Source organism: Pseudomonas sp. NY15463 (assembly GCF_048068415.1).
Classification (GTDB): Bacteria; Pseudomonadota; Gammaproteobacteria; order Pseudomonadales; family Pseudomonadaceae; genus Aquipseudomonas; species Aquipseudomonas mosselii_C.
On the sequence record NZ_JBLUQD010000011.1, the window covers coordinates 36,302 to 52,109 of the forward strand.

General features: G+C 58.6%; 13 protein-coding genes and 1 other RNA gene. 2 read left to right on the plus strand and 12 right to left on the minus strand.

The annotated features are described in order from the left end of the window. The first annotated feature begins 213 nt into the window (after nt 1–213). Complete coding sequence (locus ACNFIC_RS23040; RefSeq protein WP_416782165.1) at nt 214–849, plus strand: hypothetical protein; 636 nt, start codon at nt 214–216, stop codon at nt 847–849. A 540-nt stretch (nt 850–1,389) separates the two neighbouring features. Here ACNFIC_RS23040 and ACNFIC_RS23045 read toward each other — a convergent pair. The 12 genes from ACNFIC_RS23045 to ACNFIC_RS23100 form a co-directional block, all read right to left on the minus strand. Further along, entirely contained in the window at nt 1,390–3,219 is a 1,830-nt protein-coding gene (locus tag ACNFIC_RS23045) for a replication endonuclease (RefSeq protein WP_416782166.1), read from the minus strand. Between the two features lie 126 nt (nt 3,220–3,345). Further along, nucleotides 3,346–5,247, minus strand: coding sequence for a site-specific integrase (locus ACNFIC_RS23050; protein ID WP_416782167.1), 1,902 nt, complete (start codon nt 5,245–5,247; stop codon nt 3,346–3,348). 129 nt (nt 5,248–5,376) lie between these two features. After that, nucleotides 5,377–5,768, minus strand: a transfer-messenger RNA (tmRNA) gene (ssrA, locus tag ACNFIC_RS23055). A 99-nt stretch (nt 5,769–5,867) separates the two neighbouring features. Continuing rightward, entirely contained in the window at nt 5,868–6,158 is a 291-nt protein-coding gene (locus ACNFIC_RS23060; protein ID WP_138221872.1) for a hypothetical protein, read from the minus strand. Between the two features lie 95 nt (nt 6,159–6,253). Further along, a complete protein-coding gene (locus ACNFIC_RS23065; protein ID WP_416782169.1) occupies nt 6,254–6,502 on the minus strand; it encodes a hypothetical protein in 249 nt (82 codons plus the stop codon). A gap of 396 nt (nt 6,503–6,898) precedes the next feature. Continuing rightward, nucleotides 6,899–7,150: a DUF3077 domain-containing protein gene (locus ACNFIC_RS23070; protein WP_416782171.1), complete on the minus strand. Its 252-nt coding sequence runs from the start codon at nt 7,148–7,150 to the stop codon at nt 6,899–6,901. Continuing rightward, the gene (locus ACNFIC_RS23075; protein ID WP_416782172.1) at nt 7,147–7,386 is read right to left on the minus strand and encodes a hypothetical protein; all 240 of its coding nucleotides are present in this window, start codon (nt 7,384–7,386) and stop codon (nt 7,147–7,149) included. The genes ACNFIC_RS23070 and ACNFIC_RS23075 overlap by 4 nt, the downstream gene beginning before the upstream one ends. A gap of 399 nt (nt 7,387–7,785) precedes the next feature. Next, nucleotides 7,786–8,034, minus strand: coding sequence for a hypothetical protein (locus ACNFIC_RS23080; RefSeq protein WP_138221491.1), 249 nt, complete (start codon nt 8,032–8,034; stop codon nt 7,786–7,788). Nucleotides 8,035–8,045: 11 nt separating this feature from the next. Continuing rightward, a complete protein-coding gene (locus ACNFIC_RS23085) occupies nt 8,046–8,543 on the minus strand; it encodes a hypothetical protein (protein ID WP_416782174.1) in 498 nt (165 codons plus the stop codon). 346 nt (nt 8,544–8,889) lie between these two features. After that, entirely contained in the window at nt 8,890–11,700 is a 2,811-nt protein-coding gene (locus ACNFIC_RS23090; RefSeq protein ID WP_416782176.1) for an FAD-binding and (Fe-S)-binding domain-containing protein, read from the minus strand. 77 nt (nt 11,701–11,777) lie between these two features. Next, on the minus strand, nt 11,778–12,923 hold the full coding sequence (gene lldD / locus ACNFIC_RS23095; protein WP_138221489.1) for an FMN-dependent L-lactate dehydrogenase LldD: 1,146 nt from the start codon (nt 12,921–12,923) through the stop codon (nt 11,778–11,780). 63 nt (nt 12,924–12,986) lie between these two features. Then, nucleotides 12,987–14,657, minus strand: a complete 1,671-nt coding sequence (locus ACNFIC_RS23100; RefSeq protein ID WP_416782178.1) for a lactate permease LctP family transporter — start codon at nt 14,655–14,657, stop codon at nt 12,987–12,989. Between the two features lie 258 nt (nt 14,658–14,915). Between ACNFIC_RS23100 and ACNFIC_RS23105 the strand changes: the two genes are divergently transcribed. Further along, nucleotides 14,916–15,683, plus strand: a complete 768-nt coding sequence (locus ACNFIC_RS23105; protein ID WP_416782180.1) for an FCD domain-containing protein — start codon at nt 14,916–14,918, stop codon at nt 15,681–15,683. Nucleotides 15,684–15,808: the final 125 nt, after the last annotated feature.

Consider the following 15,808-nt stretch of genomic DNA (forward strand, 5'->3'; position numbering starts at 1 on the left):
GTAGTGTGGTCTTTTAGATCTTTAGCCATTGCAGTGTCCTTTATTATTGTTATTTTATTTATTATATCACGTATTTCGTTATTTTAATTCCGCATAAAAGTTTGTGTTATTGACATAGAAGTTGTCGATTGGTTGTTCCTGTGACTATAGTTATTATTTATTTTTAGATTTGTAATCTCTCAGTTATGGTGGGCGCATTCAAGTGGAGGGCGTATGCTTTGTAAGGTGCCGGGAATAGCCATAAAACTTACTGCTGATCACCGTGCCTGTATATATTCAGTTGCGGAAGAGTTGTTCTTGTTGGCAGGGAATTTGCTCTGCCTTAAAAAATATTGCGCTACCTTAATTCAGGAATCGGTAAAGTTTGAGCAATTGCCTGGCGCGCTCAAAACAGAAGTCGCGATCTTTTCATGTCGTATTCGAGCGTTAGAAGAGATTTACTCCAGAAGATTGCGTGAATTGCGTCTTGTAGACCAACCCGGCTCGAATGTTATTTCGCTCAAACCACGCAGCGCGGTCAGCGTCGTTCCGTGCCAAATGTCATTAGCACAGCGACGGCAGAAGGCCTTCAAGACCAGGGAAGAGGTTTATGTGTTCGTGCTCGGAATGTGCGGCGTAGGCCTCCATCGCTACTGTGAGGCACATACGGTTGATTTGGACGCTGTCTACAAGCCTATTGAGGACTGGTGGCGGCAAGTGTTGGTTGCTCAGGAACTCTGTACCCGTCTCCTAGCGCACGTCTCGGCAGGTCCTGGACGGCTATGGCCAGGTGATTGGGTGTCAGATCTAGAGGGGCTTAATCGTGAGCTTACACGGGCTGTGTGGCGATACCGGAGCAAGCGGGCTTGAATGAAGTGGAGCAGGTCAAGGCAAGGCAGCCGCTGTTGGCTGCCTTGCCTTGCCCTGCTGATCGGGGGAAAGGGGGGAACCCCCTACAAAGGAGCAATAGGGTTGGTCAATTGTTTGTGTGATTGACATAGAAAAAGACTATCAAATTCGGGTTTTTTGATCCAGATATACAATTGGCGGTTGTGAAAATGGTTCGTTAATATGAAGCCATCCAAAGCAGCGAGGCATATTAAGAAAGTGATTGGCCGCTAGATCAATTGATCTAAACCTACTGCTGAATAAGCAGCTTAGAAAAACCAATAGTGAATCCATTAATGAGATGTAAATCTGATCATTAAGCGATCGCTTGAGTGAGCCAATCACTTTCTTAATTTTCCTTGCCTGTTAAGCGCAAATCTTCAAAAGACTGCGCTTTTTGTGCATGTTTCTCTGATGAACTTGGACGCGTCTATGGTGAGCCGTTGTCTAGACCGCCCGCTCCGCTGGTCGAATTCGCCAGCGTAGCAGGCGGTCGAAAGTCAATGGAGCTGACAGTGTTTGTCAGGTTGTCAATAATTCGATGATCTCATGCGTATTTAGTGGTGGGTCCGCTTCGTTTTTTGTCTGAATGTCAGTGTATTTGACATAGAAACGCTTTGGCTGCTCATGTTTGATGAGGTCTATCAGTTGAGATGCGGTCGGTCTTGGATAACTATAAATAACTGTAACCGTCTCTGGCTCTTTAAAAAGTTCATCCCATGAGGTGTCAATGTCTGACGCCGTATTCGTTATAAACGTATCGCGTTCGAGCTGATCAAGCTCTTCATCATTTGCCCAGTACTGAACCTCTTCCAGCAAGTCTTCAAGATTTCGGCTGATTTCGTATTCTGGAAGATAGTAAGCGAATCCGCAACTAAATAGAATGCCCGTTATTCGTGATGACGGTTCGCCAAAACGGTTTAAGTATGGTTCCTTGATCAGCTCAAATGAATCAGTGAATTTTGTGATTAGATTCTTGAAGCCTATCAGGTTTCTATCGCTCTTATCCTTTTTGCCGTTGTTGTACATTCTGCATGCTAAAAGCGATTGCCGTACTGAATCACTAACGAACTCGTTGATGCTTTCTTCGATTTTGTTAATGATGCGGTATTTAGTGAGGGTGTTGCTGATGCCGAAACATTGGAACTGTCTAATGCGCTGAGCCCGCAGAGTCGCAGTCACTCGGTCAACATGCTTTAAGCTCGCTTGGTCGTTTTCTAACCGGCTCTCGTCTTCTTCATCGGGTAGGAGTCGAGCATCCTCAAATTTCGAGCTGTTAACTGTTTTTGCTACGTATTTGAATAGGTAGCTGCTGGCTTCGCCGCGTGTTCGGTCAACCTGTTCATAATCCCACTGTCTGCGCGCTGGGAAGTATTCATTCGCCAAATTTTGGAAGATTGAAAATCGCTCGGGTGTAGTGAAGAACAACAAATGCCAATGCGCGCAGCCATCTTTATGTGCTTCTACGAAGCGCATGCCGAAAAAAGTGTCAACAGATAATGAGCATTTTAGTTTTGCCAGCCGCGCTCTGATTAGTTTCCACCGGTCTTGAATGTACTCGTGCCCACTCCGCAAGCGCGCTTGGTCATAGCTGCATTTGCCTAGGGCTGGATTAGGGTGATAATTTCCGGGGGCCGTGAGCGTCACAAAATACCCTTCGAAATCCGCATCGTCAGCAACTGATTGGAGATTTTTAGATATGTGAAATAACTGGTTAAATCTGCGTTGTTCTTGGCCTTTGGCAATGTCTGCTAAAGTGGTGATTTGACCGGAGCCGACTCTAGAAACATAGACGCCTTCTAGCGTTTTTTGGCTGATTTCTTCCTGAGTCTTTCTGAATGTTAGGGTATCATCTGAGCAGTATGGCTGATCAGTTTTGCCGCCGACCCGACGCCTCTTTGCCTCGGTGTTGATCCGCTCATCATTAGCAATTTTGACCAGTTGCTTTTTAATGGAGCGGTAGTCGCAGGCACGCACCAAAGATTTTTCTAAAGGCAACCCAAAATTAATTGGTATCCACAGGTTGTCCTCTTCAAGAATGGCCATGCTGTCGATGAGCAGTTTTTGCTGAGCGACAAGTTCCTCGCTACTGATATACCCCATCGTTTCTAGGATAGTTAGTCGATTGACTGAAAGAGAGTGGATATGGGCTAAATCCTTTGCTACTCCAGAGATTTGCCCTGGTGTTGCATTCTTTAGATTCAGCGCACGATTGAGTGCGATGGGGGCTGGAATGTTTCCTGTCGAAAGCAGTTCAAGCTCGTCATCATCAAAGTATGAAAGAGCTTTCAGGAAATATTTGAACTCTGGATGTAGAGTTTTGGGTTCAGTAGTTAGAGTGTTTTTGTTCATGGTGTTTGTTTTTTGTTATTATTATTGTAACGCAAATTGTGTCGTTTTTTACGCGACCTGACAAAATAAAAAAAGGTGCTAGATAAGCACCTTTGTATTGAGCTTAGTGATCACGAGTGTGTCTTTCTACGAGGTGTGATTCGCCTGTTTGCTATGCTCTTTGGCGAATGCTCGCTCCGAACGAGCCAAGGCAGCACGATTAGACGCTTTAAAGGCCTCGTAGTCGATGTGCGACAGATCCAGCTCATAGAAAACGCGATTGACCTTTTCCGCCTTCTCTCTGAGTTCAGGGCCATCGCCGTAGCGGTCAGCTTCGCTGACATTTTCTTTTTCGTGGCCTGTGATGGCCTCGATGTCATAGCCGCTGTCCACCCCGCACGCGCGCATGCGGTCAATGAACGTATGCCTAAAGGCGTGATAATCCCGTCCATCATGCTTTTCTCGATGGATACCCACGTCGTACAGGTAGCCAGTGCCAGGAGACGTGGGAGACGGCAAGCGAGTAAAGAAGCGCGTGGCGGTGTTGCCCCAGCCATTCTTGTTGTAGTGCAGGCCGTCGAACAGCATCTTGGCTTTTTTCTTCCTACGCTCTTCTACATAGTCGATGAAGCCGAGTTCGATCAGGTGCCGGTGTACAGGCACCCGCCGCTTCGACGCTTTGTTTTTTAGCTTCCGATTGAGCGCTGGTTCTTCTTCGATCTTGAAGTGCCAGATACCCGAGGTGCTGCGCTCCACGGCTCGCGTGGACAAGCCGCAAACTTCATCAATCCGCATGCCGCTGTAGATCCCAATCAGCGGTAGCCAAAACTGGTAGGGATGGATCTCCTTGCGTGGGCTTAGTTTGCTCGGGTGATAGAGGTAGCCATCGAAAATGGCCTGAAGCTCATCGAGGCGATAGGACTTGGCTTTGGTCTGATCCAGAGGCGTAGATTTCTTTTGCTTGTTGGAAATCTTGCTGAAACGAGGCTTGTCGATTTTGTCGGGGTGTATCGCCGTGTACCCTTTCCTGTAGGCGAACAGATGCAGGGTATGCAGACGGATCGAGTAGGCACTCGCCGTCTCGACACTAATGGCGGTGTAGTCCGCGTCCTCAGGTATCAGATCCCTACGTCCCGCCTTGTCGCGATCCAAACCCCGTACTGCGCCCAGCTTGATTCTTAGCACGGCTCTGTGGAGCTGCTCAAAATCGACTTGTGTGAATTCATGGATGAGTTTGCGTTCGCTGAGTACGGTCAGCACACGGGACTGGCGCTCATATTCTGTGCGGGTGTTTTTGGTTAGTGGCCCCTCCAGCTCCTCAGCATCTACTTGTTGGAGTTCATGCAAGGCTAGCAGGGTTACTGGTGGGGTTAGGGGAGTGGGAGCAAGGGCTGATGGTGAAGGCGCTCGCTCGTCCTGGGCGGGGGCTTTCGTGACGCCTCGGAGACTTTCGGACATCTCTTCATGCTTGCTGTAGATCGCCTGTTTAAACGCCCCTTTTGCGACCTCCAGCGCGGATCGGCTAATCGTGCCGTCCGCCTGCCGAGCGCCGTTGATTTCCAGATCGGTGTTTTCTGCAAAAGTCAGTAGGTCGTTCAGGATTGAGTACTGATCCTGAGCAGTGCCGTGCAGGGGGAGCGCTGTGCCCTCCAGTTGCAGAGTGATGTAGCGCATGGCCTCTTCGACGAACACATTGCGCAGGCGCAGTTCAAGCGCGAGCCTCACCGCATTCGAGCTGTCAGGAAGCCGTGCCGCTTGCTGCAACGCCTGGTCAAGCTTATGGTTTTCAGTTTGAAAGTCCCGCGCCATTTCTTCTTTGAGTGCTTGGTACTCGGCGATAGAGGTTGGGATCGGGTCAGTCATTGTCGGGCTCAGGCTCAGGCTCAGGTACAGGTTGAGACTGCTTATATGCCGACCGGCGCGCTGGATAGCAAGCCTTTTGCTGTGGGTGTGCAGGGACACGCGCTTGCCCTGGTTGAGGTGGGCAAGGTGTTTGGGCAATCGAAGGTAATAGAGGCCGTGACGGCTTCGTTCGATGTAGCGAGGCATGGCGCACTCCTGGTGAGTGCGTCAAGAGTGGCATGCCGCCCATTCCTACCGCCTTTTGCCGCCCCAAGATGTAATCTTGGAATACTGCTTTGGAAAAAAGCCTTAGAAATGAACGACTTACAAGAAAATTGGTGGAGCCGGGGGGATTTGAACCCCCGTCCGCCAGTACTCCGCTGTCGGTACTACATGCTTAGCCGTGTCTACTGAGTTAATCCGCAGCCGCCCGACGGGCAGGGTGCTTTGGACGAGTTGGGTAAGTTTTAGTCGCTTCGCCCCCAACGTGCTGCACGACGATCCTGTTCTGTATGACAATCACTTCGGGTTTACAGGCATCCCCTGGTGATTGCTGGAGCCGAAGCTACCAGGAGAGCGGGCTCAGCTGCTTACGCAGCGAGAGCGTAGCCCTCGTAGTTTTCGTCATTGGCAACTATAGAAAGTTGCAACAGTGGATTTACGAGTTCTGTTACCAACTCGGCATGCACCTAGAGTTTCGCTACCGGCGTCGAATCCTAATCGGCCCCACACTCAGCTCTAGCTGGCGCACCTTTATGGGGTGTGCAGAGCGGAGTATACGCCTTTGCGCGGGCGGCGTCGACAGCCGGTGCGCCGCCCGCCTGGGCTTACGTACCGCTGCCGGACGCGCTGCCGCCTTTCTCGGTTTTTTCCAGGCGCTCCAGCACCTTGCTGGTGATGGCGATGCACTCCTTGGTATCGCCCTTGGCCTGGGCGGCCTTGGCTTGGTCGACGTGCTCGGTCACGGCCTTGTCCAGGCCTTCGGAGGTGGCGCCAGCGGTGGCCATGCTGTCGTTGATCTTCTGCAGGTTCATCGCACACAGGTCGTCGGCGGCGAATACAGGCGAGGCCAGCAGGGTGGCGGCCGCGAACAGGGCGGATAGCGCAGTACCTTTCATGGGTGTCTCCTCGTGAGGCCTCTGGAGGGTGGGCCTGTTTGGTGGACTGCTGGCGGTTGGCGAGGGTTCAATCGGCGTGATGCGGGCGAACGGAGTCAGTCTTCGCGTGTTCGGCTGTAATTCCACCGTTTGAAGAGCAAGCGCAAGCCCGCCATGGTCAACAGCATGCTCCACATGCCGCCATCAAGGTGCATGACTTCGCGGGTGCCAAGCTGGGAGCATGTGGTGATGCCGATGGCCGTTAGCACCACATACATGGACCTCCTGAGCATTTCCGAGCGAAATGTCCAGTCCAGCACGGTGCCCAAAAACAACACGCAAAGGGAGAATGTGATTGCTTCCATGCTGGTCTCGCTAAGTCGTACAGGTGAGGATTGCGGTTTTGTTTCGCCCTTGCCTTTCACGCGAGGCGAAGGGTGGCAGCCATACCCGGAAAGTGAACCGAGGCGGAGGGGGAAAACTCGGCCAGACCGAAGTCTGCCCGGGTACGGCTGCCTTAACAGAGATGCCGAAAAATTTGCTGCTAGGGGGCTCACTCCTGGTCGCCAAACATGGCGGTCCCCTGAAGTTAGGCCTGGGGTTCTAGCCCGGCAACGTGGCTATTTCCGACACTCGCGTAGGACGGGTCTGACGGCTCCTTTGGCGGAAGCACTTTGTTGCAAATTCAGAATGGTCATACGGATTCGAGGGCGTCATCGCGGGCAAGCCCGCTCCCACAGAGGGAGCGGGTGGACGCGGCATCAGGTTTTGCGCTGTATACCGATTTCCATGTCATCAATCAGTGCCTTGGCCAGGGCGCTGAGAATCCGGGCTGAGCTGCCGGCGATCAGGTCGCTTTCCATTTCGGCTTCGCGGGTGAGGTGGCGGACGCAGCCGAGCAGGGCCGACAACTCGCTGAAAGCATGCTCGAAAGGGATACCGGGCTGGATGCGGCAAAACTCCAGACAGGCGGTGACGCCTGCGGTTTGCCAATGTTGGGGTTGCTGGGTCATGGCTGGGCTCCTGCTGCATGGCGGGTTAGGTGTTGCAGGAGCTGGCTGAGGTAAAGGCTGGTGTTGATGAGTGTTTGGCGCTTGTCTTGGTCGCTACTGTCGAAGTACAGGTCGAGGATCTGATGCAGGCAGATCATTAGGGCTTCGGCTTCGGTGCTCGCATCTTCGGGGGAGAAGTCGGAGGACAGCGTGAAGTAACGAAGCAGGTATGGTGGGTCTGGAACGATCTTCTTCATGGTCAACACTTCCGCAGAGTTTGTGGAAGCTGCCGCTCATGCCTTTCTCACGGGACGAAGGGTGGCAGCCGTACACGGGGTGAGAAACCGAGGCGGAAGTAAAGCTCGGCCAGACCGAAGTCTGCCCGGGCACGGCTGCCATAACAGGGATGCCGAAAACTTTCGCTACGGGTTCTCACGCCCGGTCACCTTTCGTGGCGACCCGGTGAAGTTATTCCTGAGGTTCTTGCCCGGCAACGTAGCTGCTTCCGACAGTTGCGTAGGATAGGTCTGAAGGTGCTTTTGGCAGAAGCATCTGCTCGTACGTTCGGAAATGTCTTACGAGTTTTGGAGCCTCTTCGCAGGGCAAGCAGGGGCTCGCGATAACCGGGCGGGATCAGGTAGTGATGGTTGGTTGGCTCAGTCTTCGCCGTCACGCCAATAGCGCGAGCGTTTGAACAGCAGGCGCTGGCCCGCAAGCGCGAACAGCAAAGCCCATTGCCCGCCATCGAGTTGCAGTACTTGCCGTTCGCCCAGTTGGTTGCAACTTGTGATGGCAATGGCCATGAAGGCGACGTACAGCGTTCTGCGCAACGCTATCGAGCGGCATAGCCAGTCGAGTAGGACGGCTGTGGCCAATAGGTAACCGATCAGGTAAAGCTCTGGCATGTGCGTTTCCTTCATAAGATGAGCAGCAGCGTGGATGTTTGTGGGCCGATGCCGCCACTCACCTGGGCTGACAAAAGCACTAATACATCGCCGACGTGGAACGTAGGCAGACGTGCCTTGGCTGCCCGATTTACGTAAGAACCAGCAGCGGTGCCTGCAATCAGGCTGCCGACCAAGCCTGCTGGGCCCCCCAGCACGGATGCAGTGGCTTTGCCTGCCAGGGCGCCGACAAGGTCGCTGACGCTTTGGCGCTGCTCATTGAGTAGGTCGCCTTGTTGTCGAGTGAGTGGGCGAGATACTGCGACTTGCATGAGGCAGGGCAGGTCGCCTGCCTGCATTCGGTCGTAGAGCTCAGCGATCTTTTCAATGATCTGATAGTGGTGTTTGTGCACAAAGGGCAGAGCCATGCTTCGCAGGTGGCAGCAGTGCTCCGATGTTATGAGGAGTTCGTTTACGTCGAAGACAACACCATGCTGCGTCACGCGTTGGTACGTTTTCTCGATTTGCATGGTGGAGTCCGTTTCCCTGGCTTGAGAGCCCGATTCATAGTCCTGCGCACGATGCCTTCCGGGGCAAGCGGGGCATATTCGGCTCGGTCTGAGATTTTGGTGGGAAAGGTCTGTTGCTTTGCGCCGTGTGAGTGCTGTCGATCATTCGCCGGGAGCCGGCTTTCATAGCGCTGCACACCACTTTCTGATTTGGCAGGGGACTGTGGGAGCGGGCTTGCCCGCGAATCAAGCAGCGCGGTGGATGGCATCGGCTGCGCCGATGTTCGCGGGCAAGCCCGCTCCTACACGAGGCGTGGCGGGTTCTCGGGATCATTTGCCGGGCCGCCGCGTGGGCGGCCCGGATGCTTTAGAGGCTGCGCGCGCGGGTCGCGCGGTCTACCAGGTACACCAGGCCGTGGTAGTCGATCCCGCTATGGCTCGACAAGCCGATCTCGCACGTGCGGCTGGTGGAAATCCCTTCGCTGCAATACTGCACCGCATCCTTCAGCGTGCGCAGCGAGTGCGCATTGAGCTCCGGCGTGGTGAAGCCTTTGTCGCCGGCAAACCCACAGCAGTGGATGCCTTCGGGGATCACCACCTGCTTGCTGCAACGGCGCGCGAGGTCGATCAGGGCCTGGCTTTCGCCCAGGTGCTGGGTGCTACAGGTCACATGCACGGCCACCGGTTCCTCCTGCGGGGTGAACTCCAGCTTGTCGACCAGGTGGGTGCGGATGAAGCGCACCGGGTCGTACAGGTCGAGCCGGGTTTCGCCCAGGTCTTGCACCAGGCGTAGGGTGCAGGGGCTGGTGTCGCAGTAGATCGGGTCGAGGCCGCCGCGGCTGGCGTGCAGCAGCGCGGCGATCAGCTCCTGGCGCTTGTGCTCGGCCTGCTCGGGGTAACCCTTGGAGGCGAACGGTTGGCCGCAGCACAGGCTGTCGGCGTTGCCGGGGAACACCACTTGGTAGCCGGCCTTTTCCAGCAGGGCGCGGGTCTTGTCCAGCAGCGAGCTTTGCTCGCGGTCGGCGTAGGCCGGGCCCATCACGCGCGAGACGCAGGCGGCCAGGTAGACCACGCGCGGGCGCGCGTCGTTGCTCGCGGGGCCGAAGTCGATGGGCTTGAGGGGTTGCGGCAGCGCCGGGGTCCACTGTGGCAGGCGGCTGTTGCTGGCTTTGCTCAGGCTGGCGCTCAGGCGCGCCAGGCGTGGGGCGCCGAGCAGCTTGCGCGCGCCGTTGGCGGCGGCCAGGGTCAGGCGCGCGCCACGCAGGGTGGTGGGGAAGTGCTCGGCCAGCCAGTCGGCGGTCTTGAGGTGCGTGGCGGCCTGGCTGCGCAATTTCTTCACCAGCTCGCCGGTGTTGATGCCTACCGGGCAGCGCTGGGCGCACAGGCCGGTCGCGGCGCAGGTGTCGATGCCCTGGTATTGGTAGGTCTGCATCAGCTCGCGGGTGTCGAGGCCGGCGCGGGTCTTGGCCTGGATGTCGCGCCACATCACGATGCGCTGGCGTGGGCTCAGGGTCAGGCCTTTGGACGGGCATACCGGCTCGCAGAAGCCGCACTCGATGCACTTGTCGACGATTTCGTCGGCGGCGGGCAGCGGCTTGAGGTGCTTGAGGTGGACGTCCGGGTCGCTGCTCAGCACCACGTCGGGGTTGAGGATGCTGTGGGGGTCGAGCAGACGCTTGAGCGTCCACATCAGTTGGTAGGCGTCCTGGCCCCACTCCAGCTCGACGAACGGCGCCATGTTACGCCCGGTGCCGTGCTCGGCCTTGAGCGAGCCGCCGAACTCCACCGCCACCAGTTGCGCCACGTCATCCATGAAGGCCTGGTAACGCGCGATTTCTGCGGCGCTGTTGAAGCCTTGGGTGAAGACGAAATGCAGGTTGCCTTCCAGGGCGTGGCCGAAAATGATCGCTTCGTCGTAGCGGTGCTTGTCGAACAGCTGGATCAGGCGGTTGACGCCTTCGGCCAGTTGCTCGACGGGGAAGGTGACGTCCTCGATGATCACCGTGGTGCCTGTCTGGCGCACGGCGCCGACGGCGGGGAAGGTGTCCTTGCGGATTTTCCAGAGCTGGTTGTACACCGCCGGGTCTTCGCTGAAGTCGACCTTTTGCTCCAGCGGGTAGTCGGCGATGGCGGCCATCACCTGTTCGAGCTGTTCGTGCAGCAGGCTCTGGCTGGCGGCGCGGGATTCGATCAGCAGCGCGCAGACGTTGTCCGACAGGCCTTTTACCCAGGTCGGCATGCCGGGCATCGCTTGCACCGAACGCATGCTGCGCCGGTCGAGCAGTTCCACCGCCGAGACGGGCTGGCGCTTGAGCACGGTCACCGCGCGGCAGCAGCTTTCGACACTGGGGAACACCAGCAGGGCGCTGGCCTTGTGCGGGTGGTCGGGCACGGTGTTGTAGGTGACGGCGCTGATGAAGCCCAGCGTGCCTTCGGAGCCGACTAGCAGGTGTTGCAGGATATCCAGCGGCTGGTCGTAGTCCACCAGGGCGTTGAGCGACAGGCCGGTGGTGTTTTTTAGCCGGTACTTGTGGCGGATGCGCTCGGCAAGTTCCGTGTTGGCGCGGGTTTCGCGCCCCAGGCGGGCGAGTTCGTCGAGCAGGCTGGCGTGGCTGCGTTCGAAGGCGGCCACGCTGGCGGGGTCTTCGCTGTCCAGGCGGGTGCCGTCGGCCAGCACCAGGCGCAGGCCGGCCAGGGTGTGGTAGGTGTTCTGCGCGGTGCCGCAGCACATGCCGCTGGCGTTGTTGGCGACGATGCCGCCGATCTTGCAGGCGTTGATCGAGGCCGGGTCTGGGCCGATCTTGCGCCCGTAGGGGGCCAGCCAGGCGTTGGCTTGGGCGCCGATTACGCCGGGTTGCAGGCGGATCTGCTCGCCCTCGGCGCGGATTTCCTTGCCGCCCCAGTTGTCGCCCAGCACGATCAGCACCGAATCGCTGATGGCCTGGCCGCTGAGGCTGGTGCCGGCGGCGCGGAAGGTCACCGGCACGCGGTCGCGCTGGGCCAATTGCAGCAGCGCGACCACTTCATCCTCGGACTCGACCCGCACCACCAGCTTGGGGATCAGCCGGTAGAAGCTGGCGTCGGTGCCGAAGGCCAGGGTCGAGGTGGGGTCGTCGAAGCGGCGTTCGGCGGGGATCAGGCGCTGGGCATCGCGCAGGAACGCGGCGGGCAGGCTCATGCAGTCTCCTCGCGGGGGCGCGGCGTCTGGTGCGCGGCGTACCCCGGTCATTCAGGCGGAATCAGGTGGGGGCGCGCTCAGGCGCCCAGTTCGCGGACCAGCGAGTCGCGGGTGATCTCGCTGATGGATTTGGCGCCGGTCAGCACCATGGCCACGCGCATTTCTTTTTCGAACAGCTCCAGCAGGTTCTTTACCCCGGCTTCGCCGTGGGTGGCCAGGGCATACAGGAAGGCGCGGCCGATCAGCACGCTGTCGGCGCCCAGGGCGATCATGCGCACCACGTCCAGGCCACTGCGGATGCCCGAGTCGGCGAGGATCTTGATGTCGCCCTTGACCGCATCGGCGATGGCCGGCAGCGCGCGGGCACTGGACAGCACGCCGTCGAGCTGACGCCCGCCGTGGTTGGAGACGACGATGCCGTCGGCGCCGAACTTGACCGCGTCGCGGGCGTCGTCGGCATCCAGAATGCCTTTGATGATCATCGGGCCGTCCCAGAATTCGCGGATCCACTCCAGGTCTTTCCACGAGATCGACGGGTCGAAGTTGGCTCCCAGCCAGCCGATGTAGTCAGCCAGCCCGGTGGGGTTACCACGGTATTTGGAGATGTTGCCCAGATCGTGGGGGCGGCCCATGACGCCGACATCCCAGGCCCATTCGGGGTGGGTCATGGCTTGCAGCACGCGGCGCAGCGGGCCGTGCTTGCCGCTCATGCCGGAGTGGGCGTCGCGGTAGCGCGCGCCGGGCACGGGCATGTCGACGGTGAACACCAGGGTCTTCACTCCGGCGGCCTTGGCGCGCTCCAGGGCGTTGCGCATGAAACCGCGGTCCTTGAGCACGTAAAGCTGGAACCACATCGGCCGGTCGATGGCCGGGGCGACTTCCTCGATTGGGCAGACCGAGACCGTGGACATCGTGAACGGAATGCCGTGGGCCGCTGCTGCACGGGCCGCCTGCACTTCGCCACGCCGGGCGTACATGCCGGTGAGGCCGACCGGGGCGAGGGCCACGGGCATGCTCAGGGTTTCGTCGAACAGGCGGGTTTCGAGGCTCAGTTCCGACATGTTCTTCAGCACGCGCTGACGCAGGGCGATGCTGGCCAGGTCGGAAACGTTGTGGCGCAGGGTGTGTTCGGCGTAGGCGCCGCCGTCGGCGTAATGGAACAGGAAAGGAGGCAGCTTGCGTTGGGCCGCGGCGCGATAGTCGGTGGAGGCGGAAATAATCATGGATTCTCGCAGCGTGGGTTGAAGGTGATGCCGGGCGCCTCTGGGCGCCCGGCCCCTTTCACTTTAGTGATGAACCAGCATGCCGGTGAGCCAGTAGGCTTGGATCAGGGTGATCAGGCCGACGATGGTGGCGAAGAACAGGCTGTGCTTGACGGTGAAGCGGAACAGATCCGACTCCTTGCCGACCAGGCCGGTGGCGGCGCAGGCCACGGCGATCGACTGCGGCGAAATCATCTTGCCGGTCACGCCGCCGCTGGTATTGGCGGCGACCAGCAGGGTGTCGTTGACCCCGATCTGGTGCGCGGTGGTGGCTTGCAGCGAGCTGAACAGGGCGTTGGACGAGGTGTCGGAGCCGGTCAGGAACACGCCCAGCCAGCCGAGGAACGGCGAGAAGAACGGGAACGCAGCGCCGGTGCCGGCCAGGACCAGGGCCAGGGTCGAGGACATGCCTGAGTAGTTAGTGACGAAGGCGAAGGCCAGCACCATGCCAATCGACAGGATCGGCCAGCGCAGTTCCCAGAGGGTTTCCTTGAAAGTGGTAAGACCAGTTTTGATGTTGATCTTCAGCACCAGCATCGACAGCAGCGCTGAGAGGAAAATCGCCGTGCCGGTGGCCGAGAACGGGTCGAGCTTGAACACCGCAGGCATGGCGGTGGGGGCGGCGACGATCGGCGCGGTCTTGATCACCAGTTGGTCGAGGTGCGGGATGGCGAAGTTGAAGACGAAGTTGTACATCGCGCCGCCTGGAGCGAACGCGGCCTTGAACGGCTTGAGGGTCCAGAGGGTGACCAGCACGGTGAGGATCAGGAACGGCGACCAGGCCTTGAAGATCTCGCCGAAGCTGTACGGGGTCGGCTGGCTGCCGCCCGATTGCACCACGGCGGCGCCCACACTGCCGTGGGCCTCGCTGAAGGCGCGCTTGGGCTGCCAGACCTTGAGGAACAGGGTCAGGGCGATCAGGCTGGCCAGTGCCGAGGTGATGTCCGGCAGCTCTGGGCCGATGAAGTTCGAGGTGAAGTACTGGGTGACGGCGAAGCTCAGGCCGGCGACCAGGGCGGCAGGCCAGGTTTCCTTGACGCCGCGCAGGCCGTCCATCATGAACACCAGCCAGAACGGCACGAACAGCGACAGCAGCGGCAGTTGGCGGCCGGTCATGGCGCCGATGTGGAAGGCGTCGATGCCGGTGACCTGGCCGGCCACGATGATCGGGATGCCGAGGGCGCCGAAGGCCACCGGGGCGGTGTTGGCGATCAGGCACAGGCCGGCGGCGTACAGTGGGTTGAAGCCCAGGCCCACCAGCAGTGCGGCGGTGATCGCCACGGGCGCGCCGAAGCCGGCTGCGCCTTCGAGGAAGGCGCCGAAGCAGAAGCCGATCAGCAGCACTTGCAGGCGTTGGTCGTCGGTGATCGACAGCACCGAGCTGCGGATCACTTCGAACTGGCCGCTCTTGACCGTGAGTTTGTACAGGAACACCGCGGCAACGATGATCCAGGCGATTGGCCACAGGCCGTAGAGGAAGCCATAGCCTGCGGCAGCGAAGGCCATGTCGACCGGCATGTGGAAGGCGAAGATCGCCACTAGGATGGACAGTGCAAGGGTAATGCTGCCTGCGACGTGGCCCTTGAGGCGGAACACGGCGAGGGCGAGGAAGAAGAACACGATAGGAATGACCGCCGCCAGTGCGGACAGGCCGAGACTACCGAGTGGGGTATAGAGTTGTTGCCAGGTTTGCATACGGGTGGCCCCTAATTGTTGTTGGTCAAGGCACTGGCATTGGATAATTGGTAAGACCAATTTACAATGTCTGGGCGCTAGGTTAAAAGCCACTTCATGGGTGTGTCAATTTGTCCGAGGGAAAACTTTGGTCGCAGGCCGATGAGTGGGCGACTGAGGGGTGGTGAAAAACGCCATCTGATGGGTGTCGGGAGGGGCCGGTTAGGCGCAGAATAGGCGCCCCGGCTCAGCACCTCCGGGGTTCGTGGAGAGCATGTGATGGTTTTTGATCAGGTCCGCCAACGGCGCCTGTCCGACGATATCGTCGATCGCTTGGAAGGGATGATTCTCGAAGGCACGTTGACGTCTGGTCAGCGCCTGCCGGCTGAGCGCACCTTGGCTGAACAGTTCGGCGTGTCCCGCCCGTCGTTGCGTGAGGCGATCCAGAAGCTGGTGGCTAAAGGCTTGCTGGTCAGTCGCCAGGGCGGCGGTAACTACGTGGCCGACTCGCTGGGTTCGACCTTCAGCGATCCGCTGCTCAAGCTGCTCGAAGGCAGCCCCGAGGCGCAGCGCGACCTGCTGGAGTTTCGTCATACCCTCGAAGCGTCCTGCGCCTACTACGCGGCGCAGCGCGCCACTGCGCCGGACCGCGAACGCCTGAAGGTGGCGTTCGATGCGTTGCAGGATTGCTATAACCGGGTAGGTGAAGTCGACCGGGCAGAGGAGGGCGCGGCCGATGCGCGTTTCCATTTGGCTATCGCCGAGGCCAGCCACAATGCCGTGTTGTTGCACACCATTCGTGGGCTGTTCGATCTGCTCAAGCGTAACGTGGTCACCAATATCGGCGGCATGTACCAGCAGCGTTCAGAGACGCGCGACATGTTGATCAGTCAGCACCGTGAGCTGTACGAGGCAATCGTCGAGGGGCGTGCCGAGGCAGCGCGGGAGGTGTCCAGCCGGCACATTCTGTATGTGCAGGAGGTGCTGGAGGAGGCGCAGCAAGAGGCTCAGCGAGTGGCGCGGGCGGAGCGGCGCAGCGGGCGTTGAGTGCTCGCCCGCTTGCGGCTTGCGCGATTTTTGTAGGAGCGGCCTTGTGTCGCGAAAAGGGCGCGCAGTGCCCTCGAGATATCTGCATCACTCAAGATCGTCGGGGGCTGCTTTGCAGCCCTTTC

Bases quoted from the DNA above. Each gene is read 5' to 3' on its own strand.
- ACNFIC_RS23045 (WP_416782166.1), bottom strand. From the start codon at position 3,219: ATGAACAAAAACACTCTAACTACTGAACCCAAAACTCTACATCCAGAG.
- ACNFIC_RS23050 (WP_416782167.1), bottom strand. From the start codon at position 5,247: ATGCCTCGCTACATCGAACGAAGCCGTCACGGCCTCTATTACCTTCGA.
- ACNFIC_RS23090 (WP_416782176.1), bottom strand. From the start codon at position 11,700: ATGAGCCTGCCCGCCGCGTTCCTGCGCGATGCCCAGCGCCTGATCCCC.
- ACNFIC_RS23070 (WP_416782171.1), bottom strand. From the start codon at position 7,150: ATGACCCAGCAACCCCAACATTGGCAAACCGCAGGCGTCACCGCCTGT.
- ACNFIC_RS23075 (WP_416782172.1), bottom strand. From the start codon at position 7,386: ATGAAGAAGATCGTTCCAGACCCACCATACCTGCTTCGTTACTTCACG.
- lldD (WP_138221489.1), bottom strand. From the start codon at position 12,923: ATGATTATTTCCGCCTCCACCGACTATCGCGCCGCGGCCCAACGCAAG.
- ACNFIC_RS23080 (WP_138221491.1), bottom strand. From the start codon at position 8,034: ATGCCAGAGCTTTACCTGATCGGTTACCTATTGGCCACAGCCGTCCTA.
- ACNFIC_RS23100 (WP_416782178.1), bottom strand. From the start codon at position 14,657: ATGCAAACCTGGCAACAACTCTATACCCCACTCGGTAGTCTCGGCCTG.
- ACNFIC_RS23040 (WP_416782165.1), top strand. From the start codon at position 214: ATGCTTTGTAAGGTGCCGGGAATAGCCATAAAACTTACTGCTGATCAC.
- ACNFIC_RS23085 (WP_416782174.1), bottom strand. From the start codon at position 8,543: ATGCAAATCGAGAAAACGTACCAACGCGTGACGCAGCATGGTGTTGTC.
- ACNFIC_RS23105 (WP_416782180.1), top strand. From the start codon at position 14,916: ATGGTTTTTGATCAGGTCCGCCAACGGCGCCTGTCCGACGATATCGTC.
- ACNFIC_RS23065 (WP_416782169.1), bottom strand. From the start codon at position 6,502: ATGGAAGCAATCACATTCTCCCTTTGCGTGTTGTTTTTGGGCACCGTG.
- ACNFIC_RS23060 (WP_138221872.1), bottom strand. From the start codon at position 6,158: ATGAAAGGTACTGCGCTATCCGCCCTGTTCGCGGCCGCCACCCTGCTG.